The sequence below is a fragment of the Stenotrophomonas sp. YJH_SMC_25 genome (assembly GCF_059369595.1).
The window spans coordinates 1-24,639 of the sequence record NZ_JCAFSV010000014.1; the positions used below are offsets into that span (position 1 = coordinate 1).

Sequence of the window (24,639 nt, forward strand, 5' to 3'; positions counted from 1 at the left end):
GCTCCAGCAACTGTTCGGGCGGATCAAGGGAGATTCCGGCGTGGGCGCCAAGCTACATGGCGATCGTCGAGATCCAGGCTCGTACGGCGGCCCACGCCGGCTCTCGACACCTACGCTGACAGATTTTCATCAGATAAGGCTTGGTCGCCGCATCCATGCGGCTCACACCCCGCAAACCCACAGTGCCCCGCCTTCGACAGTTTCCTGCTGCTGTTGGTAGGTGTCGACCTTGGTCGACACGATCCACGCCATGCGTGGATGCTTTTCGATTCCAATTCGAAATATTCGATTCTGATGGAGATTCATCCACGCATGGCGTGGATCTACTGCAGATCGCGGAGATCTGTCGAAGGCGGGGTGGGTCCGGTTGCGGGGGTGTCCGCGGCATGGATGCCGCGGCCAAGCCTACAGGGACGTATTCACGGCGTCCCCCGCAACCGGACCCACCCCGCCATCCCACGGATAGCCGGCTTCTGCTGTTGCTTCGGCTTCGGCCTCTGCGGGTGCCGGGTGCAACCCGGCCGATACCCTCCCGGTGCTAGGCTGTGGCTAACGACAACCACGGAGGCGGGATGGGGGCGATCGTGTTGTTGCCGCTGTGCGTGGACGATGCCGCGCTCGACCGCTGCCTGGCCGCACTGGATGCCGGCACCGCGCCGGGCACGGCGGTCTGGTTGGCCGACGATGCGCAGACCGGGCCGCGCGCGCAGGCGGTGGTGGAACACTGGTTGGCGCATACGCCACTGCAGGCCGAGTACACCCGCCGCGCGCGGCCGCTGGGCGAGGTGGCCCACCTGGACGAGATGTTGCGCGCCTGCGATGGCATGGACGTGGCGGTGCTGGCACCGGACAGCGTGCCCGCGCCGGGCTGGCTGCAGCAGCTGCAGGACACCTTCGCCCGCGATGCCGCCATCGCCACCGCAACCCCGTGGTGCAATGCCGGCGAAACCGCTGCGTGGCCACGGCTGGGCGAAATCAATCCCGAACCCCATGATCCGGCCCTGCTGGCGCATACCTGTGCCACATTGCCAACCCTGCACCCCGAGCTGCCGTCCGCAGTCACCCATGCGGTGCTGGTGCGGGGCAACGCGCGTCGACGTGCCGGGGGCCTGGACGTGGACAGCTACGCCGGCTGGAACGCGGCGCTGGTGGACCTGAGCCTGCGCATGGCCGGCCTGGGATGGCGCAACGTGCTGTGCGAGACCGCCTTCGTCAGCCGGGCAGGGGAGGCGGTCAGCCGTGACGGCGATCTTGAAGCGCTGGCTGCGCGCTGGCCGGGCTGGGTGCCAAGGTTGGCGGACTTCCTGATGCACGACCCGCTGCACGGGCTGCGTGCCGACCTGCAGCAGCGCATGCGGCAGGCGATAATGCCGAAGGAACAGGGCGACCTGTTCGTTCCTTCCGCGCCGGAGCCACCCGTTTGAATGTTGCCATCGCCGCCATCGTCGTCACCTACCAGAGCGGCAGCACCATCGATGCCTGTCTCTCCCGTCTGCGCCAGGCGCAGGACGTGGCCGAGATCCGGGTGATCGACAACGGCTCGATGGATGGCACGCTGGATATCGTGCAGCGCCATGCCAGCCACGACCCGCGCGTGCGTTTCGTCGGCAATCCGGACAATCCCGGCTTTGCCGCCGCAAACAACCAGGGGGTGGCCGATTCGCACAGCCCGTGGCTGGCCTTCATCAACCCGGACCTGATGGTTGAGCCCGATACTCTGGCCGAGCTGCGCAGTCGTGCCGAACGGTTGGGGGATTGCCTGCTGGGTGTCGAACAGCTGGACGAGCATGGCCATGCCGACGAGGCCGTGCGCCGTCGTGATCCGGATTTCCTGTTGATGCTGCGTTCGCCCGGCAAAGGCTCGAAGCTGTCGGTCCCGCGCGATCCGCAGCAGGCGCTGCAGCGGGTGCCGGCGTTGTCTGGCGCGCTGCTGCTGATGCCGCGTGCGCTGTTCGACCGCATCGGTGGCTGGGACGCCGGCTATCGCCTGCACGCCGAAGACCTGGACTTGTGCCGGCGCGCGCGCGAAGCGGGGGCGGTGGTGGCCATCGCCAATGACCTGCAGGTCGTCCACGTTCGTGGCGTCTCCAGCCGTTCGCGGCCGTTCTTCGTGGAATGGCACAAGCACCGGGGCCTGTGGCGCTATTTCCAGAAGTTCGAAGCGAAGCAGCGTTCGCTGCCGGTGCGTGTTGCGGTATGGGGCGCGATCTGGGCCCACGCCCTGATGCTGGTGCCGCGCCTGGTGCGCAAGTCGTTGTAGAGCCGAGCCCACGCTCGGCTGCATGGATAGGGTCATCCACGCGTGGTGTGGATCCACTGGCCGCGCCCCCGGTTCACCCTGCTGGGCGCATAATCCGCCCCATGCCTATCATCCAGTCCCTGCTCGACACCGACCTGTACAAGTTCACCATGATGCAGGCGGTGCTCCACCAGCACCCCGGTGCCCAGGTGCAGTACCGGTTCAAGTGCCGCACGCCCGGCATCGACCTGGCCCATTACATCGACCAGATCGACGAAGAGATCGACCACCTGTGCAGCCTGCGTTTCAGCGACGCGGAGCTGGATTACATGCGTGGCCTGCGCTTCGTGAAGCCCGACTTCGCCGATTTCCTCGGCCTGTTCCACCTCGACCGCAAGTACATCCAGCTGCGCGCGTCGAAGACCGTGCCCGGCGAGATCGAACTGGACATCACCGGCCCGTGGCTGCACACCATCCTGTTCGAAGTGCCGCTGCTGGCGATCATCAACGAAGTCTGGTTCCGCAACACCACCACGCCTGACTTCGCCGAAGGCGAGCGCCGCCTGCAGGCCAAGGCCGCGCTGTTGCGCGATACCCCCGGTTTCGAACAGTGCCGCATCGCCGACTACGGCAGCCGCCGCCGCTACTCGCGCGACTGGCACGCGCGCCTGCTGCCGCTGCTGCGCGATGCACTGGGCCCGCAGCTGGTCGGCACCAGCAACGTGCACTTCGCCCGCCTGTATGGCATGACCCCGCACGGCACCATGGCCCATGAGTATCTGCAGGCCTTCCAGGCGCTGGGCCCACGCCTGCGTGACTCGCAGGTGGCGGCGCTGGAATCGTGGGCACGCGAGTATCGCGGCGACCTCGGCATCGCGCTGTCCGACGTGGTCGGCCTGGATGCGTTCCTGCGCGACTTCGATATGTACTTCTGCAAGCTGTTCGACGGTGTCCGCCACGATTCGGGCGATCCGTTCGACTGGGGCGACCGCATGCTGGCGCACTTCCAGCAGCGCCGCGTCGATCCGCGCAGCAAGGTGCTGGTGTTCAGCGATGGGCTCGACATCGCCAAGGTCATGCGCCTGTACGACTACTTCCGTGGTCGCTGCCAGGTCGCGTTCGGCGTCGGCACCCACCTGACCAATGATCTGGGTCCGACGCCGCTGAACATCGTGATCAAGATGGTCCGCTGCAACGGCCAGCCGGTGGCCAAGCTCAGCGATTCGCCGGGCAAGAGCATGTGCGACGACCCCGGCTACCTGGCCTACCTGCGCCAGGTCTTCGAGCTGCCGCCGGCATAAACACGTCGGCTTACAGGTAGTCGACCACCACCAGGTAGGCGCCCTGCAGCGGCTGCTGCTTCGAAGCCTGCACGCTGTAGCGCTCGGAGAAGGCGATATCGCCGGCGCGCATCGCGCTGGCCGACACCGACAGCTTCTGCCCCTGGCGCTTGCCGTCGCGCAGCGTCGCGGCCTGGCCATCGGCCAGCGCCGTCACGGCCACCGTCGAGCCCTTGGCCGACGGCGGGCAGGCCGCCAGGCTCAGCTCGCCCTGGGACAGGTTGGTCGTGCAGCCCGGCTCGGCGATACGGCCGCTGAAACGAATGCTGCCGCTGCTGGCCTGGGCCAGCGCACTGACGGACATCAGGGCCACGCACAGCAGAAGGGAGGTTCTCATGACACGTTCTCTGGTTCGGTGTGTCCTAGTTAGCGACAGGTTCGATCCGTCTTTAATAGGACGATTCCGAATCTGCTAGGGCCATCACCAACAAAGAGTGATGCGCATCAAATAAGGTGATTTCCACCTTAAAAAGGCCTGTTTCCGCGCATGCCGAACGCGCCACCAGGTGCGTCATGCAGGGTCGTTTGTGGCCTGATCCGGCTACCGTCAAATCCCTTGCGCTCCCCCAACCTCGATTTCGCCTAACACGTCACATTTGGGGCGTCAATGAATTGGCGTTCAGAAAAATAATGAGACTTTCATCACAGTTGTGCCTATACTTGCGTCACGGATTCAGGGGAAGGTATGTCCGAGTCCGGCCACAGGTGAGACGCAAGGATGGGTCTTGATAGCCCGGCAGTGCTCCTTGCTTCCTCCTCTACTTCTCATCTCTTCAGTAGGGTTAGGTAAAAGCGAATGCACAAGATCAACCTCATTGCCGCTCTGATGCTGGCCGCCGCTCCGCTGGCCGCCAACGCCGCCGACGGCACCATCACCTTCAACGGCAAGGTGACCGACAAGACCTGCACCATCTCGACCCCGGGCGGCAAGGACTTCGCCGTCAACCTGCCGACCGTGTCCAAGAACACCCTGGCCACCGCCGGTGCCGTTGCCGGTCGTACCCCGTTCGCCATCAACCTGACCAAGTGCAGCGCCGGCAACGTCGCGACCTACTTCGAGCCGGGTTCGACCGTCGACTTCAACACCGGCCGCCTGCTGAACCAGGCCTCGGCCAACGCTGCCACCAACGTGCAGCTGCAGCTGCTGGGCTCGAACAACCAGGTCCTGCCGATCAAGGCTGCTGGCGCTGGCCTGGCCCAGACCAACTCGCAGTGGGTCACCGTCGGCACCGACGGCTCGGCCGACCTGAACTACTACGCTGAGTACTACGCCACTGCCGCCGCCACCCCGGGCGACGTCACCAGCAGCGTCAAGTACACGATCATCTACAACTGATCGTAGCCGTACCCGCACTGGCCGGCGTACGCGCCGGCCAGTGCATCGCGGCCCCTGGCCACATACCTCGAGCGTAGTACTTCCGATGAAAGCATTCTTTCCCCGGGCGCTGCTGCTGGCAGCGTTCACGCTGCCCTTCTGCCAGAACGCTCTGGCCGGCGTGGTGGTCAATGGCACGCGAGTGATCTATCCGGCGCAGGCGCGCGAAGTCACCGTGCAGGTCGACAACGTGGGCGATTCGCCGGCGCTGGTGCAGGCCTGGATCGACAGCGGCGACGCCAACCAGACCGCCGATACCAGCGATGCCCCGTTCGTACTGACGCCGCCGATCGCGCGTGTCGAGCCGGGCCGCAGCCAGGCGCTGCGACTGATCTTCTCCGGCGCGCAGCTGCCGACCGACCGCGAGTCGGTGTTCTGGCTCAATGTGCTGGATGTGCCGCCGTCCCCGGACAACGCTGACAGCGGCGAACAGAATTACCTGCAGGTCGCGTTTCGTTCGCGCCTGAAGCTTTTCTACCGGCCGCAGGGCCTGAAGGGCGTCGCCAACGATGCACCGGCAGCGCTGCGCTGGACCCGCAATGGCGACCGCCTGCGGGTGGAAAACCCGAGCCCCTTCCACGTCACTCTGGCCGAAGTACATGCCGTGACCGGCAGCAGTGAAAAGGCCGTCGAGGACAAGGGCGCGATGGTCGCGCCGAAGCAGAGCCTGGAGTTCGCCGCACCGGCGGGCACCGACCAGGTCCGCTTCATCACCATCAACGACTACGGCGGCCGGGTGGAACACACCATCCGCCTCGGCAGCACCGGGGGCTGAACGCGCCGCGCCGGCCCCTGGCCTGCGCATCCCGCCACCGCCGCTGTGCGGCGAATTGAAGGAATGTCAGTGTGATCGGAAACAGATTGACATTGTCGATCCATCAGGCGCTTTGCCTGTTGGTTGCTGGCGTGGCCTGCCCAGGATGGGCGCTGGCTGCCCCGGCCAATCTCGGCGAACAGGCGCTCATGGCGCAGAGTGGTGCGGCCAATGCGCGTGCACCCGAATCGGCGCAGTTCAACTCCAGCTTCCTGTCTGGCCAGGCCAAGCAGGTGGACCTGGCGGCCTTCAGCAACGGCAACCCGATGGTGGCCGGCAACTATCGTGTCGACGTGTACGTCAACGGTGCCTGGCAGGGCCGTCGCGATCTGCAGTTCAAGGCCGATGCGCAGGGCCGTGTCGACGCCTGCCTGCCGCTGCCGATGCTGGAAGAAATGGGCGTGGACAGCGAGGCCGTGCTGCTGCAGCAGGATCCGTCCGTGCCCACCGACAAGACCAGCTGCGTGCCGGTCCAGCAGCGCATGGCCAACGCCTATGGTGTCTATGACAGCGGCAACCTGCGCTACGACCTGAGCATCCCGCAGGTGTTCCTGCGCCGCGAGGCGCGTGGCTACGTCAACCCGGCGCTGTGGGACCGTGGCATCAATGCCGGTTTCGTCGGTTACAGCTTCAATGCCATCGACAGCGACAGCCGCGTCGAAGGTGGCCAGCGCAACCGCAGTGCCTACCTCGGCCTCAACGCCGGCATGAACCTGGGTGGCTGGCAGTTCCGCCACGATTCGAACCTGACCTGGTCCGAGGGCGACGGCCGCCATTGGCAGAGCATCGCCACCTATGCGCAGCGCGGCATTCCGCAGGTGCGCGGCATGCTCACCATCGGTGAGGCCTACACCACCGGTGAACTGTTCGATTCGATCGGTTACCGCGGTGCCAGCCTGGCCAGCGACGACCGCATGCTGCCCGATTCGCTGCGCGGTTACGCGCCGGTCGTGCGCGGCATCGCCGAGACCAACGCGCGCATCGAAGTGCGCCAGAACGAGCAGCTGATCTACTCCTCCACCGTGTCGCCGGGCAGCTTCGTCATCGACGACCTGTACCCGACCGGTTACGGCGGTGATCTGGAAGTGAGCGTGATCGAGGCCGATGGCCGCCGCCGCGAATTCAAGGTGCCGTTCGGTTCGGTGCCGCAGATGCTGCGCGAAGGCGTGTCGCGTTACTCGCTGACGGCCGGCCAGGTGCGCAACAAGCTGCTGGCCGATGAGCCGTGGCTGGTGCAGGGCACCTACCAGCGCGGTATCGGCAACCAGCTGACCCTGTACGGTGGCAGTGCACTGAGCGATGGCTACCTGTCGCTGCTGTACGGCGTCGGCCTGTCCACGCCGGTCGGCGCATTCGCTGCCGACGTCACCCATGCGCGTACCTCGTTCGATCACTACGGCAACCACACCGGTGCCAGCGTGCGCTTGAGCTACAGCAACATGATCGGCGAGACCGGGACCAACCTGACGCTGGCCGCCTACCGCTATTCGACCGAAGGCTTCTACAGCCTGCAGGACGCGCTGTACGGCCGTGATTCGGACAAGCGCGGCATCGATCCGACCACCCGTGGCCGCCAGCGCAGCCAGTTCCAGGTAACGCTGAACCAGCCGCTGGGCCGTCGCGGCGGCGCGCTGTACGTGACCGGTTCGGTGCGTGACTTCTACGACCGTTCCGGCACCTCAAAACAGTACCAGGTGGGCTACAACAATGCCTGGCGTTCGGTGAACTACGGCTTCTCGGCGCTGCGCACCGAAGAGGGCGTGCTGGGCCGTTCCGACACCCAGTACCTGTTGTCGATGAGCGTGCCGCTGGGTCGTGGTTCCCACCCGGTGTCGTTCAGCGCCGATCTCGGCGTGCGCGACCGCGGTGGCTACGACAACAGCCGCGTCGGCATCACCGGTTCGGCCGGTGTCGACAACAACTTCAGCTACGGCGTGGCGCTGTCCGATTCCCGCGAAGGTGGCACCACCGCGGTCGGCAACGCCGAGTACCGCAGCCGCTACTCCGCGTTGAACGCGACCTACAGCCACTCGCGCGATTTCCGCCAGGCTTCGGTCGGTGCCAACGGCAGCGTGGTCGTGCATCCGGGCGGCTTCACCTTCACCCCGCAGCGTGGCGACACCATGGTGCTGGTGGAAGCGCCGGGCGCACGCGATGCGATCGTCAGCAACGCCCCGGGCCTGCGCGTCGATGGCCGCGGCTACGCGGTGGTCCCGTACGTTTCCCCGTACCGCCTCAACACCGTCACCCTCGACCCGCAGGGCATGGCCCACGACGTCGAGCTGGAAAGCACCAGCCAGTCGATCGCGCCGTTCGCCGGTGCCATCAGCTACCTGCGCTTCGATACCCGCAAGGGCAACGCGCTGCTGATCCAGGTGCGCAACCCGGATGGCCGCACCATGCCGTTCGGTGCGCAGGTCAAGGATGAGCAGGGCCAGCCGGTGGGCATGGTCAGCCAGGGTGGCCGCCTGTACGTGCGCAGTGAAAAGAACCAGGGCCGCCTGCTGGTGGAGTGGGGCGCCGGCGCCGACCAGCGCTGCACCGTCGATTACCAGGTTCCGGCGGGCGCCGATGCGTCCAAGACCGGCTTCATCCCGCTGGAGGCAGCATGCCGATGATCTCTTCCCGTGGCCGCAAGGCGCTGAGTGCGGTGGCCATATTGGCTGGTATTGCCGTGGCCAGCCCGGCGTTGGCGACCTGCTACATCACCCAACAGGGCTTTGTCGCGCAGGACGTGCAGATGGACATGGGGCAGATCGTAATCCTGCCCAGTCTGCCCGTCGGTGGTGTGATCAAGGAGCTGATCGTGCCTATCAACCAGCGCGACAGCATCGGTTACTGCGATCGCTGGGGCGGTAGTGCCAATGGCCGTTTCGTCAACGCCGCGCAGCAGAACGCGGTCCCGGGTTTCAGCAACGTCTATGCCACCGATGTAGCCGGGGTGGGCATTCGTGTCTATCGTGATTCGGGCACCATCCAGACTTACTACCCGCATACCCTGCAATTGGGGGGCAGCCGGACGTTGACCCTCAACGGTGGCCGCTTCCGGGTGGAGCTGATCAAGACCGCCGCGCAGACGGGCTCGGGCATCATCGCGCCTAACGGCCGCTTCACCACCTATTATCTCGACGGCGACGGCCCTGGCCGTCCGGAACTGACCTCGACCTTCAAGGGCTCGGGCACCACCGTGGTCAGCCCGACCTGTGAAGTGCAGGCCGGCAGCCGCAATATCGCCGTCGATTTCGGCAGCGTGCCCAACACTACCTTCACCGGTGTCGGTTCCAAGGCCGTTGACCGCGATTTCGAGATCCGCCTGAACTGCCAGGGCAGCAATGTCGCGCAGTACCAGAGCAAGATCGGCATCCGCCTCGATGCCGATCAGGACAGCTCGAACATGCCGGGCGTGCTGAAGCTCAGTGCGGCCACCAACAGCGCCACCCGCATCGGCATCCAGATGGTCCAGCGCGATGGCACCACCGAGCGCGAAGTGCGCTTCGGCCAGACCGTCAATGTCGGTACCACCACCCCCGGCACCAGCACGATGACCTTGCCGCTGCGCGCCCGCTATGTGCAGACCCAGGCCGGCACGGTCGGTGCCGGTGTCGCGAACGGCCAGGCCACCTTCACCATCCAGTACGAGTAAGGCGGCCCCAGGCCGCAGCCACTGCTGCGTTCCACCGCAACGTCGCCCGTGACACGGGCGGCGTTGACTGCGTCTTGATCTTCCAACGATGAAGATCAATGCCACGACGCGCGTACCATCATTCGAATGTGATGTACGTCGCGATTTTGGAGTTTCCTCATGAGGTGACCGTCTCCTGCCTGCGGGTATTGGACGGGAACGCCGAAAGGATCCAGACGTGGCTACAGCTCCTGGCATTTCCCCGCACCGGCTGTCCGGAGCGCTGCGGTGAAGGTCCTGTCGGTGTTTGGCACGCGACCGGAAGCGATCAAGATGGGGCCGCTGGTGCGGGCCCTGGCCGAGGCTGCGGACATCGAATCGGTGGTCTGCATCACCGGCCAGCACCGGGCGATGCTGGACCAGGTGATGTCGCTGTTCGAGATCACCGCCGACCATGACCTGGATGTCATGGTGCCCAACCAGACCCTCAATGGCCTGTGTTCCAGGCTGTTCGAACGGCTTGACGCGCTCTACACGCAGGTCCGTCCCGACCGGGTGCTGGTGCACGGTGATACCACCACGGCGATGACCGCCGCGCTGGCCGCGTTCCACCACCGCATTCCGATCGGTCATGTCGAGGCCGGACTGCGCACCGGTGACATCAACCGGCCGTGGCCGGAGGAAATGAACCGGCGGGTGATCGATGTGGTCGGCGACCAGTTGTACGCGCCCACGCCCAGCTCGCGCGCCAACCTGGCCGGTGAACACCTGGGCGGGCAGATCCTGGTCACCGGCAACACCGTCATCGATGCCCTGCAGCAGACCGTAGAGCGCCTGGATGCCGACCCGGCGCTGCGTGCGCGGGCTGACGAACCCTTCCACATGCTTGACCCCGATCGTCGCCTGCTGCTGGTCACCGGCCACCGCCGCGAGAGCTTCGGGCAGGGCTTCGAGGACATCTGCCGTGCGCTGGCTGAACTGGCACGGCGGCCGGACCTGCAGGTGCTGTACCCGGTGCATCTGAACCCGAACGTGCAGGGCCCGGTGAACGCCCACCTCGGCCATCTCGACAACGTGCACCTGGTGCCGCCGCAGGACTACCTGCGCTTCGTGCGGCTGATGCAGCGCGCCGACGTCATCCTCACCGACTCCGGTGGCGTGCAGGAAGAGGCACCGGCGCTGGCCAAACCGGTACTGGTCATGCGCGACGTCACCGAACGCCCGGAGGCGGTCGAGGCCGGTGTGGTGACGCTGGTCGGCACCGCGCCCTCGCGCATTGTCGAAGCTGTCAATGCGGCACTGGCACAACCACCGCACCCGACCCGCTTCGATCCCCACGCCAGCCCCTACGGCGATGGCCGTGCCAGCGCGCGCATCGTCGCCGCCCTGCGTGGCACGCCGCTTCCCGAATTCTCGCCCGGCCTCCGCAGCAGCGGCGCCGTCCACCCCCACCCACGCGAAGTGACGCCATGACCCAGACCGGCCGCTCTCCCCTGTTTGCATCCGCCGCCGCGTTCGTCCTGTCGGGCGTGGTTGGCAGTGCCCATGCCGCCGACAGCGTCGCCGGCCAGTTCGCCGAGTGGAGCGGTGACAGCACGGTCAGCCGGCAGATGACCCTGCGCGAACTCGGTTTCCGCCAACCGCTGGTGCTCAGCGGGCAGGAGAGCCAGCGCGAGATCTACCTGCCGGTGCCGGCCGGTGTCGCCACCCGCGATGCGCAGCTGCAGCTGGACGGGCGCTACGTGCGCGGCCATGCCGGGCGCACGTCCGGCCTGTGGTCGGTCGATGGCGATCCGATCGCCGCACGCTCGATCACCGATGCACAGGGTGACGCCAGCCAGCTGCTGGCCATCGATGGCGAACCCCGCCAGAACGGCTTCGTTCGGGTCGGCGTCGGCTGGTGGTCGATCGTGTCCGACTACCAATGTGCCGACCAGAGCGCGCCGGCCAACGTGCTGCGGCTGTCGCCGGACTCGCGCTTCAGCTACCGCTTCGACGGCCGCGCCGTGGACACCGTGGCCAAGGCCTGGGGCGCGCTGCCCCCGCAGGTGCGCCTGCTGGTGGACGGCAAGGCGCTGCAGGCCCCCATCTACGACGCGGCCTGGCGCATTGGCACGGCCCTGCAGGCCGGTGGCAAGCAGGTGCAGGTGCTGGCGCTGCCCAAGGTCGGTGACAGCGTCGACCTGACCGGCATCAGCATCCCGGCCAGCCTGCAGGTCGTGCCGGCCTATGCCGCGCTGGCCACTGGCGAGCGCGCGCATGCGATCAAGGATCTGGCCGAAGTGGGGGCACTGCTGTCGCTGCGTGACAGTGGGCCGCTGGCCGCCGAGGTGATGATCGGCAGCGATGCGCTGCGGGCCGGCGTGCGCGCGGGACTGGATGCGCTCGCTGCACAGGTCGGCGCCACCGGCGCCGATGCGGGCACCGCGTTCGCCGCGTGGCGCGGTACCGACATGGGCGGCCTGGAAAAGCCCGCGGCCACCGCCTCGGTCCGCGTGGTGGCCGTTGCCGGCCGTCCGACGCTGGTAGTCGACCCGGCGGCGGCGGGCAAGGTCGCCGGGCTGTTCGCCGAACAGTGGCGTAGCTATGCGCTGGGCCGTAGCCTGCAGGTCAGCGCAGCGGGCACGCCGAAGCTGGACGGTGACCAGGTGCTGCTGAGCCGGCTCGGCAACATTGCCGGCTCCATGGATGTGGTGACCCGCGCCGACCGCAGCGCCAGCTTTGATCTGGGGGCGCTGTCGGCCGACGGCCGCCTGCCCGAGGAAGTGGTGATCGATGTCTCGGCGGCCCCCAACGCGGCCGGGCAGGGCGCGGTGGCCACGATCTACTTCAACGACTATCTGCTGGGCGGCAAGGTGCTGTCGGCCAACGGCCAGCCGCAGCGGCTGGTGGCCAAGGTGCCGGCCTACGCGCTGTCGGCACGCAACGAGATCCGCGTCAGCTTCCTGCGCCAGCCGGCACGCCCCTATTGCCACGATCCGGCCACCGCGTATCCGGTCTCGATCCTGCCCAGCAGCCACCTGACCCTGGCCAAACGGTCGCTGGGCAGTGACTTCGTCGGTGCCAGCAGCCAGCTGTCACGCGGCAACCAGATGTTCGTGCCCGCTACGTGGCTGCAGGACGCGCCGGCATCGCTGCGCAAGGTGATCGCGGTGGCCAGTGCAGTGGGGGCCTCGCCAGAGGCGTCGGAGCTGAAGGTGGTCGATGCCGGTGCGGCGATCAGCCCGGATGCGCCGTGGCTGGCTTTCGGTGTGGCGCCGTCGGGTGTCGATGTGGCCGGCCTGAAGGACGGCCACCTGCTGATCGGCGGGAAGCCTCAGCCGCTGCTGGATGTCAGCGGCCTGGATCGCGCCGCGGTGGTGCAGGTCGGCACCTCCGGCGGCCAGCTTGGCGTGCTGTACAGCGATCTGGGTGCACAGGCACCGTCGTTCGGCGCACCGTTCCGGCTGCTGCGCGGTGATCTGGCGGTGCTCGACGGCAGTGATGCCGTGCGCGAGTTCGATCGCCAGGATCCTTACGGGGGCCGAGTTGCCCAGGATGGCAATCCACAATCGAAGTGGGAACGGCACATGGTCTGGTTGCTGCTGCTGGTCGGCGTGATCGTGTTCGCGCTGCTGGCCGCCCGCGTCACCCAGGTGCGCCGCCGCAAGTCCGCCAACACAGGGCACTGATCCACCGTGGACGGTCTGTTCTGGAACATCCAGCTGGCCAACTACTACGCCGTCCTGGAAACCACGGCGGCGGCGGTGGCCGTGCTGATCCTGATCTCCAGCCTCGATGATCTGTTCATCGACGTCTGGTACTGGGTGCGCGAGAGTTGGCGCGCGCTCACCATCAAGCGGCGCGAAGCGTACCGGCCACTGACCCAGGAAGACCTGATGCAGCGGCCGCAACAGCCGCTGGCAATCATGGTGCCGGCGTGGATGGAGTACGACGTCATCGCGCAGATGGTGGAGAACATGATCAACGTGCTCGACTACCGCGAGTACGTCGTGTTCGTCGGCACCTATCCCAACGACCAGCAGACCATCGATGAAGTCGAGCGCATGCGCCGCCGCTACAAGCGCCTGCGCCGCGTGGAGGTGCCGCATGACGGGCCGACCAGCAAGGCCGACTGCCTGAACTGGCTGATCCTGGCGATCTTCGATTACGAGAAGCGCCACGACATCGAGTTCGCCGGCGTGATCCTGCACGACAGCGAGGACGTGCTGCACCCGATGGAACTGCGCTTCTACAACTACCTGCTGCCGCGCAAGGACATGATCCAGCTGCCGGTCACCTCGCTGGACCGCGAGTGGTACGAACTGGTGGCCGGGGTCTACATGGACGAGTTCGCCGAATGGCACGCCAAGGATCTGGTGGTGCGCGAGAGCGTGTCCGGCATGGTGCCGTCGGCCGGTGTTGGTACCTGTTTCTCGCGGCGCGCGCTGCTGGCATTGAGCGCGCAGACCGACAACCAGCCTTTCAACACCGACAGCCTCACCGAGGATTACGACGTCGGCGCGAGGCTGGCAGCCATGGGCATGCAGTCGATCTTCGCCCGCTTCCCCGTGCAGTTCCGCGTGCGCCGCCCATCCTGGTTCGGCTGGGGGCCGGTGCGCGAGCGCACCCAGCAGATGGCGCTGTGCGTTCGCGAGTACTTCCCCGACAACTTCCGCGCGTCGTACCGGCAGAAGGCGCGCTGGGTGCTGGGCATCGGCCTGCAGAGCTGGGAGTCGCTGGGCTGGCGCGGATCGCTGGCCACCAAGTACCTGCTGGCGCGCGACCGAAAGGGCATCATCACCTCGTTCGTCAGCATCATCGCCTACATCATCTTCCTGCAGCTGCTGCTGTTCTGGCTGTTGAAGATGACCGGGCTGTGGACGATGCAGTTTCCCAGCGTGTTCCAGGCCGGTACCTGGCAGATGAATGTCGCGCTGCTGACCACCGCAGCGCTGGCGACCCGGGTCGTGCAGCGCTTCTACTTCGTCAACCGGTTGTACGGCTGGGAGCACGCGCTGATGTCGATCCCGCGCATGGTGGTCGGCAACATGATCAATTTCATGGCCACCGCCCGTGCCTGGAAGGTGTTCCTGGCCTACCTGCTGTTCGGCAAGCGCATGGTCTGGGACAAGACCATGCACGACTTCCCCGATGCGGCGCAGCTGGTGCAGACCCGCAAGCAGCTCGGTGAGCTGTTGACCACCTGGCAGGCGGTGGAACCCGAACGCCTGCAGCAGGCGCTGGAGCAGCAGCAGGCAGGCCGCCAGCAACCGCTGGGCCGCATCCTGCTCACCCAGGGCTGGTTGGATGATGAAACGCTGGCCGAGGCCATCGCCTTCCAGGGTGACCTGCCACGCGCGGTGATCGACGTGGACTACCTGCGCGCCTGCCAGTTCCCGATCAGTGCCGATGCCTGCGTGCAATGGCGCATGCTGCCGCTGCCGCCGCGCCAGGAAGGCACCCTGCGGCTGGCCGTGGCCAGCCCGCTGCCCGAAGACGCGTTGGCCCTGCTGAAGCAGGAAACGCGCAGCAACCACATTGAACAGAGCATCGCCCGCGAAAGCGAGATCAACGCCGGCCTGCGGCTGATCGGTGGCGACCGGCAATGGCAGCTGGACAACGTGCCCCTGCTGGGCGATCTGCTGGTGGAAATGCGCCTGATCGATCACGCACGCTTCGAGATCGCACTGGACGACTACATGCCGCAGCGCGACGGCCGCATTGGCGACTACCTGGTCAAGCAGGGCATCACCACTGAAGAGGCCGTGGCCCAGGCCATGCAGGAGCAGCGCCGGCGTGCGGCCACGCTGCAGTCACCGCCGCCCGGAGCCTTGCCGGCATGAAGACCACGCTGCTGTCCACTGTCATCACCGTGGCATTGGCCACGGCCGCCGCGCCGGTGCTGGCACAGACCGATGCACCACTGCCATTGTCCGGTGCCGCCTACCGCATCGCCGAGCAGGCGTTTGCCGCCTATGAACGTGGCGATTACCCCGCGGCCTACCGGCAGTCCAGCGAAGCGATCCGGTTGCGCCCGGACGTGGTGCGGCTGCGCCTGCTGCAGATCTATGCGCTGCAGAAACTGGGGCGGGGTGCCGAGGCGCAGCAGCAGGCACGTCGTGCACTGGATGCGGGGTTGAAGGATCCGGCCTTGCCGGCGCTGGCCGCTGCGCCCAGGACGAGCACAGGTGCGGCGCGTACCGGAGCGGTACCGCGTGCACCCGCAACGGTGACCGACCGCAATAGCCGGCAGGCCTATATGCTGGCAACCGAAGCCTATGCGGCCTACGACGCCGGCCAGATGGGCGTCGCCGCCAGCAAGGCCGAGCAGGCGTTCCGGCAGCAGCCGCAACAGGGCGCATGGGCGCTGCTGTGGGTGGCGGCGCTGGAGGCACAGCAACAGCCCGGACAGGCCGACGCCGCCATCGGTACCGCGCTGCAGCTGGGCGCACCGAACGTCGAGGAGTTGCGCGCGCGGCGGGTGGCACTGGGCCGCCAACGCGCGCTGCTGCTGGCCCAGCAGGCCTATCAATCGCTGTCTGCAGGCGAGAATGCCGCCGCCATTGAGCAGGCGCACGCTGCCGTGGAGCTGGCCCCCGACGTTGCTTCATACCGGTTGCTGCTGATCACCGCGCAGCTGCAGGGCGATCAGCTGGCCGACGCTGAGCGCAGTGCCGACCAGGCGTTGCAGGCCGACGGCCAGGATCTCAATGCACGGGTGATGCGCGGCTACCTGCGCCAGCGCCAGGGCAATACCGTGCTCGCCAATGAGGACTTCGACACCGCACTCGCTGCGCCGGGGTCAGCAATGCAGCAGCGCAACGTGCGCCTGCTGGCGGTGGATGCGGCGCTGGCCGCAGGCGATCGGTTGCGCGCAGCTGCACTGCTGGCACCGTTGCAGGCGGCGGTACCGGCAGGTGAAGGCGATGCACGGTCACAGCAGCTTTTGCAGCAGGGCATCGAGCAACGCAGCCGGGCGATCCGCTCCAGTCGCGAGCTTCCCCGCATCGGTGCCGAAGCGTACCTGGCACCAGTCCAGCACTGCCAGTCCGTTGACAGCGGCAGCGTCTGCGAGCTGATGCCGGCCGACCTGCAGGGCGATGGTGGTGCCGCACAGCGTGCCTACGCTGCCTATGCGCGCCAGGATTACGCCGATGCCATCGGTGAGGCACGGCAGGCCGTGCAACTCGCGCCGGACGACGCGAACCTGCAAGGCCTGCTGACCACCACGCTGGCGGCGGGCAACCGTGCCCAGCAGGATGAAGCGCGGCAGCGCCTGGATGCGGCACTGGCACAGCACCCTGATGACGCGGGGGCGCTGATGCAGCGCGGCTACCTCAACCAGAAGGCCCATGAGCCGGCGCGCGCACTGGCCGACTTCCGGGCCGCCGAGGCCACCGGCAGGGCACCGAAAAGCGTAGTGCTCGACCAGGCCTACGCCAGCGCAGCCAACGGTGACCATCCACAGGCGGTGACGCTGCTGCGTAGCGCCATTGATCGCACCGATGCCGGTGAGCTGCCACTGGATGAGCGCCAACGCTACAACGTGCGCAATGCCATCGCCAATTACTCGCGCGAGTGGGGCGTGATCGCCTCGGCGGGTTTCCGTGGTGCGCGCCAGGCGGCGACCAATGTCGGCGGTGCAGCGATCAGCACGCCGGGCGATTCGGTGTTCAGCACGCTGGAGGCGTTCTGGCGGCCCCCGGCCTTCAACGACCAGCATGGCACGCTGGAACTCTACGCACGCCTGCTCAACACGCTGTACGACGAGGGTGGCACTTACGAATCGATCCGCGCGGTGGACCCGTGCACCGGCGAATCAACGCCGGATGCGCGTGCACGCGCCGAACGCCTCAGCCATTCGCGTTCCACCACCGGCTGGCCGTCCACCATCGCTTCGTTCGGCATGCGCTACGCCTTCGGCCAGACCGGCCTGAGCGCCGGCCTCGAGCGCCGCCAGTTCCTCGGCAGCGCAACCCGCCAGGGCGAGGTCTACCCCGCCTCGGCGGCCGTGCAGTGCCGCCTGCAGTTGGCCCGGAACCCGCCACTGGAAGCCAGCACGCTGGCCCGCTACCGCTTGGCCAGCGGTTCCGGTGGCTGGATGTCCTACCTGACCTATGGCTATTACCACGGCACCGATCTGCGCACCGACGTCAACCGGTGGTGGATGGTCAGCGGCTACGCGCAGGGCGGCTATACCTGGGATGACAACAGCGCGCACTTCACCCTCGATGCACTCGATGCCAATGGCGCGCCGGTGCGTCGAATCGGCGATGCCAACGGGCGCCTGCATCGCGAACAGTGGTTCGCTGCCGGTGAACTACGCGCCGGCCGCAGCTTCCGCTTTGGTGCCGGGCAGACCCATTGGGTGGTCACGCCGTATGTCGTGGTGGGGGCGGACTGGCTGGACCAGCGCTCGCGGGTGCGCGACATCCGTTACCCGCTGTTCCCGGCGCAGTCGTTCGCGCTCAACGATACGCAGCGCAGCTGGTCACTCGGCGCAGGGCCAGGCGTGGGCGTGCGCTACTGGTTCCGCGAGGACCACTACAACACGCCGCGTTCCTACCTGGACCTGACCGTGCAGTACCGCTTCGCCATCGGTGGCGGCGATACGCAGCGCGCCAAGGGCCTGTTCGCCACCGCCATCCTCTACTACTGAGGCAGGCCCCAACGTCGTCGCAGCGCGGCGGCCTGCGGTGTGTCCTGGGTCAGCCATGGCTCCAGCGCATAGACCAGCACGTGCTGTGCGCCGCTGGCGCGTGCCCATGCCAACTGCCGCTGGACGCGTGCGGCATCGGCCGTTTCGCCCTTGAATCCGCTGCCGTCGGCGGGACCGCCAGGCAGTTCGCGGAACAACTCAACGATCGCATCGAAACCGATGCCGTGTGCGTGGAAATGATCGAGCAGCGGTTGCAGCTGCTGCACGTTGCCAGCGCCGGCAACGCCCACGCCGTCCTGCACCATCGGCCGCAGCGTGGCCTGTGCCAGCACCGCCTGCCACAGCATGACCAGGTTGCCGTCGGTCTGCAGGCGGCTGAAGTAGCAGGAAATCGCACAGTCGCCGCCGCGCGCGCTGGCGGCCTGCACCAGCCGGTGCAGCCATTGCGCCAGCCACTGCTGGCGGGCCGGGTCAGCCCAGTGGTACTGCTCCAGTTCGTAGGGCAGGTACCAGCCCTCGAAGGCCGGCTGCTGCGCCCAGGGGGCCTGTGCCAACCAGTTGCGTGCATGCGCGAGGCTGTCGGCCAGGAACGCCTGCAGCGTGGCATCGTCGGCCCCGATCGCCTGCCACCAGCGTTGCTGGAAGGGCAGGCCGACGCGGATGCGGATGTCGTTCTCGCTGGCCGCGGTGAACAGCTGCTGCAGGCTGCCGTCGGGCAGCGACCAGTCGCCGTCGCTGCCACCGACGATGCCAGTCCACTGCAGCACCAGCTGACGGCAGCCCAGCGTATGCGCAAGCTTCAAGGATCGCTGCCAGTCGGCCAGGCACCACTGCAGGTGGCTGCGCCACGGCTGCAGGAAGGTGCCATCGACCTGCACCGGCAGCGAGCAGCCGGGCAGGGTGGCGAAAGTAGCGGCCAACGGCGCCAGCACCGCCGCGCGCAGCAGCCGGCGGCGCAACGGCGAAGACGGATCCGCGGGAAGGTCGGGCCGAACCATGCCTGCATCATCCCAGAGCGGCGTGCGTGGCGGGTGAACCCCGCGCCTGGTAGTGCCGGCCGCTGGCCGGCATCGCGCCCAAGGTGGCAGGTGAATCACCACCCGGTAGTGCCGGCCGCTGGCCGGCATCGCGCCCAAGGTGGCAGGTGAATCACCACCCGGTAGTGCCGGCCGCTGGCCGGCATCGCGCCCGGATGGCAGGTGAATCACCATCTGGTAGTGCCGGCCGCTGGCCGGCATCGCCTACCGCTTATTCCAACGCGTAGCGCAGGGTGAACAGCACCGCAACCAGCCACACCGCCGGATGCACTTCGCGCCAGCGCCCGGTACCCGCCTTCAGCGCGGCATAGGCGATGAAGCCGAACGCCAGGCCGTTGGCAATCGAGTAGGTGAAAGGCATCGCCAGCGCACACAGCGCCGCCGGCACCGATTCGGTCAGGTCGCTCCAGTCCACTTCCACCAGTTCGCGCAGCATCAGGCCGGCCACGAACAACAGGGCCGGCGCGGTGGCATAGCTGGGCACCATCGACGCCAGCGGCGAGAACAGCAGCGCTGCCAGAAACAGCGCCGACACCACCAGCGCGGTCAGGCCGGTACGGCCGCCTACCTGCACGCCCGAGGCGCTTTCAGCGAAGGCGGTGGTGCTGCTGGTGCCCAGCATCGAACCCGCCACGATGGCGGTGCTGTCGGCCAGCAGCGCGCGGCCGAAACGCTTCTGCGCGCCCGGCAGCTTCAGCAGGCCGGCACGGCCGACCACGCCGTACAGCGTGCCGGTGGCATCGAACACCTCCACCAGCACGAACACCAGCACCACCTGCAGAAGTACTGCGATGGGTGCGCCGCCGTCATGGTGCAGCAGGCCCGGCAGGTCCAGCTGCAGGAAGGTGGGTGCAAGGCTCGGCGGCAGCGAGACCAGGCCCTGGTACTGCACGTCGCCCAATGCCCAGCCAGCGCCGGTCACGGCCAGGATGCCGATCAGGATCGCACCGCGGATGCGGCGCGCTTCCAGCACCGCGATCAGCAGGAAGCCGGCCAGTGCCAGCAGCGGCGGCGCCGTGTTCAACGGGCCCAGCGCCACCAGTGTGTCTTCATTGCCGACGATCACGCCGGACTTCTGCAGCGCGATGATCGCCAGGAACAGGCCGATGCCGGCCACGATGGCCGAGCGCAGCGATGAGGGAATACCCGATACCAGCCACGCGCGTACTCCGGTCAGGGACAGCACCAGGAACACCAGGCCTGAGATGAACACCGCACCCAGTGCCTGCTGCCAAGGCAGGCCGGCAGCGCCGACCACGGTGAAGGCGAAGAACGCGTTCAGGCCCATGCCTGGTGCCATGCCGACCGGGAAGTTGGCGGCCAGCGCCATCACCGCCGAACCCAGTGCGGCGGCCAGGCAGGTGGCCACGAACACCGCGCCCGCGTCCATGCCGGTGGTGCCGAGGATTTCGGGGTTCACGAAGACGATGTAGGACATCGTCAGGAAGGTGGTGACACCGGCCAGCAGCTCGGTGCGCACGGTGGTGCCGTGCTGCTGCAGCTGGAACAGGCGCTCGAACAGGGACATGGGGTCGCTCATGGGTAGATGCCGGCCGCTGGCCGGCATGCATGGTCGGTACACATTGCAAAAATGAGAAAGGCCGCGCGAGCGCGGCCTTTCCGGTTGCCTTACTTCAGCGCCTTGAAGCGCAGGCGCTTCGGCGCGGCGTCGTCGCCCATGCGGCGGCGCTTGTCTTCTTCGTACTCGCGGTAGTTGCCCTGGAAGAACTCCACGTGCGAGTCGCCTTCGAACGCCAGGATGTGGGTCGCGATGCGATCCAGGAACCAGCGGTCATGCGAAATGACGAAGGTGTTGCCCGGGAACTCCAGCAGCGCATCTTCCAGCGCACGCAGGGTTTCGATGTCCAGGTCGTTGGACGGTTCGTCGAGCAGCAGCACGTTGCCACCCTGCAGCAGGGTCTTGGCCATGTGCAGGCGGCCACGCTCACCACCGGACAGCGAACCGACCATCTTCTGCTGGTCCTGGCCCTTGAAGTTGAAGCGGCCGATGTAGGCGCGCGACTGGATCTCGATGCCGTTGATGTTGAGGATGTCCAGGCCGCCGGCGATTTCCTGGAAGACGTTGTGGTTGCCTTCCAGCGCGTCGCGGCTCTGGTCCACGTAGGACAGCTTCACGGTCGGGCCGACCACGATCTCGCCCGTATCCGGCTTTTCCTGGCCGGTGATCATCTTGAACAGGGTCGACTTACCGGCACCGTTCGGGCCGATGATGCCGACGATGGCACCGGCCGGCACCAGGAAGCTCAGGTTGTCGAACAGCAGGCGGTCGCCGAACTTCTTGGAGACGTTCTTGAACTCCATCACCGCATTGCCCAGGCGCTCGCCCGGCGGGATGAAGATTTCGTTGGTCTCGTTGCGCTTCTGGTAATCGACCGACTGCAGCTCTTCCAGGCGGGCCAGACGGGCCTTGCCCTTGGTGCGGCCGCCCTTGGCGTTCTGGCGCGACCACTCCAGTTCCTTCTGGATCGCCTTCTGGCGGGCCTTTTCCTGGTTGTCTTCCTGCTTCAGGCGCTCGTCCTTCTGGGTCAGCCAGTCGGTGTAGTTGCCCTTCCACGGAATGCCGCGGCCGCGGTCCAGTTCCAGGATCCACTCGGCGGCGTTGTCCAGGAAGTAGCGATCGTGGGTGACGGCCACCACGGTGCCGGTGTAGCGCGCCAGGAATTGTTCCAGCCATTCCACCGACTCGGCGTCGAGGTGGTTGGTCGGTTCGTCGAGCAGCAGCATGTCCGGCTTCTGCAGCAGCAGGCGGCACAGGGCCACGCGGCGCTTTTCACCACCTGACAGCTTGCCGACGATGGCATCCCACGGCGGCAGGCGCAGCGCGTCGGCGGCCACGTCCAGCTGGTTTTCCAGCGTGTGTGCGTCGCCAGCGGCCAGGATCGCCTCCAGGCGCTCCTGTTCCTTGGCCAGCGCGTCGAAGTCGGCGCCTTCCTCGGCGTAGGCGGCGTACACCGCTTCCAGCGCGGCCTGGGCCTGCAGCACTTCGCCCACGCCTTCCTCGACCGCTTCACGCACGGTCTTGGTCGGGTCCAGTTCCGGTTCCTGCGCCAGGTAACCGACCTTGATGCCCGGCTGCGGGCGGGCCTCGCCCTCGAAATCGGTGTCCACGCCGGCCATGATCTTCAGCACGGTGGACTTGCCGGCGCCGTTCAGGCCCAGCAGGCCGATCTTCGCGCCCGGGAAGAAGGACAGCGAGATGTCCTTGATGATCTGCCGCTTGGGCGGGACCACCTTGGACACGCGGTTCATGGTGTAGATGTATTGCGAGGACATGCGGTCTCCGTAGGCGCGGCCCTGCGCCCGACCCGTCACGGGTAGATCCCGTTGCGGCAGCGGGCACAGACTGAATGGAATACCGCCAATTATAGCCGGAACCGGTTCCGGGCCGCTCCCGGGAGGCGCCGCCGGGCTGGCTATCGCCTGAATACTCGGTCACAGTCCTGCAGCGGGAAGCGTTTCCAGCCGGAAACGGTTCAGATCGGTTGCGCAATATGGGCTCACCACCCACCAAGCAGAGGTCTGACATGCGCATCAATCGAGTAATGGCCAGTGCCGTGGCCTCTGTGCTGGCACTGGGCGCCGTGGCCCCGGCATTCGCCGACAACGACCATCGCCGCGACCACGATCGCCGCGAGTGGCGCGAGGATCGCCGTGAGTGGCGCCAGGACCGCCGCGACTGGGAGCGCGACCGCCGCGAGGCCCGTCGCGACTGGGAACGCGACCGCCGCGACTGGCATCGCGACCATGACCGCTACTACCGCCCGGCACCGCCGCGCGTGGTCTATCGTCCGGCCTACGGCCCGGGCTATGGCTGGAAGGTCGGCCACCGCTATCGCGACTACTACCGCGGCCCGATCTACGTGGTGAACGACTACCCGCGCTACAACCTGCGTCGCCCGCCCTACGGGCACCAGTGGATCCGCGATGACCGCGGCAACATGCTGCTGGTAGCCATCGCTACCGGTGTGATCGCCCAGTACGTGCTCAGCAGCCGCTGAGGATCGCGGCCGGGGTCGGATCCCTGTCCATCGGAAAGGGCTCTGACCCCACAACATCCCTCGAAACCATACGGGGCCGGATTCCTTCGGGGATGCCGGCCCCGTCCATTTCGGCCCCAGTGGCGCGGCGCGGGGCTACAATCGAGGGCTGAGTCGTACCCCTTTCCCTGCCTGCTGGAGTACCCGATGTTCCCGCGTGACGTCCGCATCGAATCCTACGATCCCGAACTGGCCAAGGCCATCGCCGCTGAAACCCAGCGCCAGGAAGACCACGTCGAGCTGATCGCCAGCGAGAACTACACCAGCCCGGCGGTGATGGAAGCCCAGGGCAGCCAGCTGACCAACAAGTACGCCGAAGGCTACCCGGGCAAGCGCTACTACGGTGGCTGCGAGTACGTGGACATCGCCGAGCAGCTGGCGATCGACCGCCTGAAGCAGCTGTTCGGCGCCGACTACGCCAACGTGCAGCCGCACAGCGGTTCGCAGGCCAACCAGGCCGTGTACTTCGCCCTGCTGCAGCCGGGTGACACCATCCTCGGCATGAGCCTGGCCCACGGCGGCCACCTCACCCACGGCGCCAAGGTGAACGCCTCGGGCAAGCTGTTCAACGCCGTGCAGTACGGCGTGAACGATCAGGGCCTGATCGATTACGACGAAGTCGAGCGCCTGGCCCTGGAGCACAAGCCGAAGATGGTCGTGGCCGGCTTCTCGGCCTACTCGCAGGTGATCGACTGGGCGCGCTTCCGCGCCATCGCCGACAAGGTCGGTGCCTACCTGTTCGTCGACATGGCCCACGTTGCCGGTCTGGTGGCTGCAGGCGTCTACCCGAGCCCGCTGGAACACGCCCACGTGGTCACCTCCACCACCCACAAGACCCTGCGCGGCCCGCGTGGCGGCATCATCGTCGCCAGGGGCGCCGACGAAGACCTGGTCAAGAAGCTGCAGTCGATCGTGTTCCCGGGCATCCAGGGCGGTCCGCTGATGCACGTCATCGCCGGCAAGGCCGTGGCCTTCAAGGAAGCGCTGGAACCGGGCTTCAAGGCCTACCAGCAGCAGGTGGTGAAGAACGCCCAGGCGATGGCCAGTACGCTGATCGAGCGTGGCTACAAGATCGTCTCCGGCGGCACCCAGAACCACCTGATGCTGGTCGACATGATCGGCAAGGACGTGTCCGGCAAGGACGCGGAAGCGGCGCTGGGCAAGGCCCACATCACCGTCAACAAGAACTCGGTGCCGAACGACCCGCGTTCGCCGTTCGTGACCTCGGGCCTGCGCCTGGGCACCCCGGCGGTGACCACCCGTGGCTACGTCGAACAGGACTGCGTGGACCTGGCCAACTGGATCGCCGACGTGCTCGACGCGCCGAACGATGACGCCGTCATTGCCCGCGTGCGCGATGCCGTCAGCGCGCAGTGCCGCAAGTACCCGGTCTACGGCTGATCAGGGCCGGGGTCAGAGCCCTTTCCTGGCGGAAAGGGATCCGACCCCGCCTTCCGGATCGACGCAGGGCTCGGATCCCTTCCCGCAGGGAAGGGCTCTGACCCCGTCATCA

Annotated in this window: 17 protein-coding genes; 13 read left to right on the top strand and 4 right to left on the bottom strand. The window is 67.0% G+C overall.

Annotation, left to right across the window (positions count from 1 at the left end; genetic code table 11):
* Window positions 1-572: 572 nt before the first annotated feature.
* From AC5P7E_RS17050 to pncB, 3 genes are all read left to right on the top strand, one after another.
* Window positions 573-1,424, top strand: a complete 852-nt coding sequence (locus AC5P7E_RS17050) for a glycosyltransferase family 2 protein (protein WP_005412209.1) — start codon at window positions 573-575, stop codon at window positions 1,422-1,424.
* Complete coding sequence (locus AC5P7E_RS17055; RefSeq protein WP_005408035.1) at window positions 1,421-2,260, top strand: glycosyltransferase family 2 protein; 840 nt, start codon at window positions 1,421-1,423, stop codon at window positions 2,258-2,260. Before AC5P7E_RS17050 ends, AC5P7E_RS17055 begins: the two co-directional genes overlap by 4 nt.
* Window positions 2,261-2,361: 101 nt before the next feature.
* Entirely contained in the window at window positions 2,362-3,540 is a 1,179-nt protein-coding gene (pncB, locus tag AC5P7E_RS17060) for a nicotinate phosphoribosyltransferase (RefSeq protein WP_005412211.1), read from the top strand.
* A 10-nt stretch (window positions 3,541-3,550) separates the two neighbouring features.
* Here pncB and AC5P7E_RS17065 read toward each other — a convergent pair whose 3' ends face one another.
* Complete coding sequence (locus tag AC5P7E_RS17065) at window positions 3,551-3,916, bottom strand: hypothetical protein (RefSeq protein WP_044569511.1); 366 nt, start codon at window positions 3,914-3,916, stop codon at window positions 3,551-3,553.
* 459 nt (window positions 3,917-4,375) lie between these two features.
* On the opposite strand from AC5P7E_RS17065, the gene AC5P7E_RS17070 reads away from it, so the two are divergent.
* The 8 genes from AC5P7E_RS17070 to AC5P7E_RS17105 all read left to right on the top strand — a co-directional run bounded on the left by AC5P7E_RS17070 (window position 4,376) and on the right by AC5P7E_RS17105 (window position 18,031).
* Window positions 4,376-4,915: a fimbrial protein gene (locus AC5P7E_RS17070; RefSeq protein ID WP_005408038.1), complete on the top strand. Its 540-nt coding sequence runs from the start codon at window positions 4,376-4,378 to the stop codon at window positions 4,913-4,915.
* 85 nt (window positions 4,916-5,000) lie between these two features.
* Window positions 5,001-5,729: a fimbrial biogenesis chaperone gene (locus tag AC5P7E_RS17075; RefSeq protein ID WP_005408039.1), complete on the top strand. Its 729-nt coding sequence runs from the start codon at window positions 5,001-5,003 to the stop codon at window positions 5,727-5,729.
* A 92-nt stretch (window positions 5,730-5,821) separates the two neighbouring features.
* A complete protein-coding gene (locus AC5P7E_RS17080; protein ID WP_005412212.1) occupies window positions 5,822-8,386 on the top strand; it encodes a fimbria/pilus outer membrane usher protein in 2,565 nt (854 codons plus the stop codon).
* Window positions 8,377-9,411 carry a fimbrial protein gene (locus AC5P7E_RS17085; RefSeq protein ID WP_005408041.1) on the top strand — a complete coding sequence of 345 codons (1,035 nt, stop codon included), beginning with the start codon at window positions 8,377-8,379 and terminating at the stop codon, window positions 9,409-9,411. Before AC5P7E_RS17080 ends, AC5P7E_RS17085 begins: the two co-directional genes overlap by 10 nt.
* A gap of 267 nt (window positions 9,412-9,678) precedes the next feature.
* Window positions 9,679-10,863 carry a non-hydrolyzing UDP-N-acetylglucosamine 2-epimerase gene (wecB, locus tag AC5P7E_RS17090; protein WP_005408042.1) on the top strand — a complete coding sequence of 395 codons (1,185 nt, stop codon included), beginning with the start codon at window positions 9,679-9,681 and terminating at the stop codon, window positions 10,861-10,863.
* The gene (locus AC5P7E_RS17095; protein WP_062607822.1) at window positions 10,860-13,061 is read left to right on the top strand and encodes a hypothetical protein; all 2,202 of its coding nucleotides are present in this window, start codon (window positions 10,860-10,862) and stop codon (window positions 13,059-13,061) included. Before wecB ends, AC5P7E_RS17095 begins: the two co-directional genes overlap by 4 nt.
* 6 nt (window positions 13,062-13,067) lie before the next feature.
* On the top strand, window positions 13,068-15,215 hold the full coding sequence (locus tag AC5P7E_RS17100) for a glycosyl transferase family protein (protein WP_049461019.1): 2,148 nt from the start codon (window positions 13,068-13,070) through the stop codon (window positions 15,213-15,215).
* Window positions 15,212-18,031: an NfrA family protein gene (locus AC5P7E_RS17105; protein WP_062607818.1), complete on the top strand. Its 2,820-nt coding sequence runs from the start codon at window positions 15,212-15,214 to the stop codon at window positions 18,029-18,031. Before AC5P7E_RS17100 ends, AC5P7E_RS17105 begins: the two co-directional genes overlap by 4 nt.
* Here AC5P7E_RS17105 and AC5P7E_RS17110 read toward each other — a convergent pair.
* The 3 genes from AC5P7E_RS17110 to ettA form a co-directional block, all read right to left on the bottom strand.
* Entirely contained in the window at window positions 18,025-19,029 is a 1,005-nt protein-coding gene (locus AC5P7E_RS17110) for a DUF4434 domain-containing protein (RefSeq protein WP_062607816.1), read from the bottom strand. The genes AC5P7E_RS17105 and AC5P7E_RS17110 overlap by 7 nt on opposite strands.
* A 250-nt stretch (window positions 19,030-19,279) precedes the next feature.
* A complete protein-coding gene (locus AC5P7E_RS17115) occupies window positions 19,280-20,596 on the bottom strand; it encodes an NCS2 family permease (RefSeq protein ID WP_024957255.1) in 1,317 nt (438 codons plus the stop codon).
* Between the two features lie 101 nt (window positions 20,597-20,697).
* On the bottom strand, window positions 20,698-22,362 hold the full coding sequence (ettA, locus tag AC5P7E_RS17120; RefSeq protein WP_005408049.1) for an energy-dependent translational throttle protein EttA: 1,665 nt from the start codon (window positions 22,360-22,362) through the stop codon (window positions 20,698-20,700).
* A gap of 251 nt (window positions 22,363-22,613) precedes the next feature.
* Here ettA and AC5P7E_RS17125 point away from each other — a divergent pair, with 251 nt between their 5' ends.
* Window positions 22,614-23,087 carry an RcnB family protein gene (locus AC5P7E_RS17125; RefSeq protein WP_033834700.1) on the top strand — a complete coding sequence of 158 codons (474 nt, stop codon included), beginning with the start codon at window positions 22,614-22,616 and terminating at the stop codon, window positions 23,085-23,087.
* 186 nt (window positions 23,088-23,273) lie between these two features.
* On the top strand, window positions 23,274-24,527 hold the full coding sequence (glyA, locus tag AC5P7E_RS17130; protein ID WP_059036288.1) for a serine hydroxymethyltransferase: 1,254 nt from the start codon (window positions 23,274-23,276) through the stop codon (window positions 24,525-24,527).
* The last annotated feature ends 112 nt before the right edge of the window (window positions 24,528-24,639 follow it).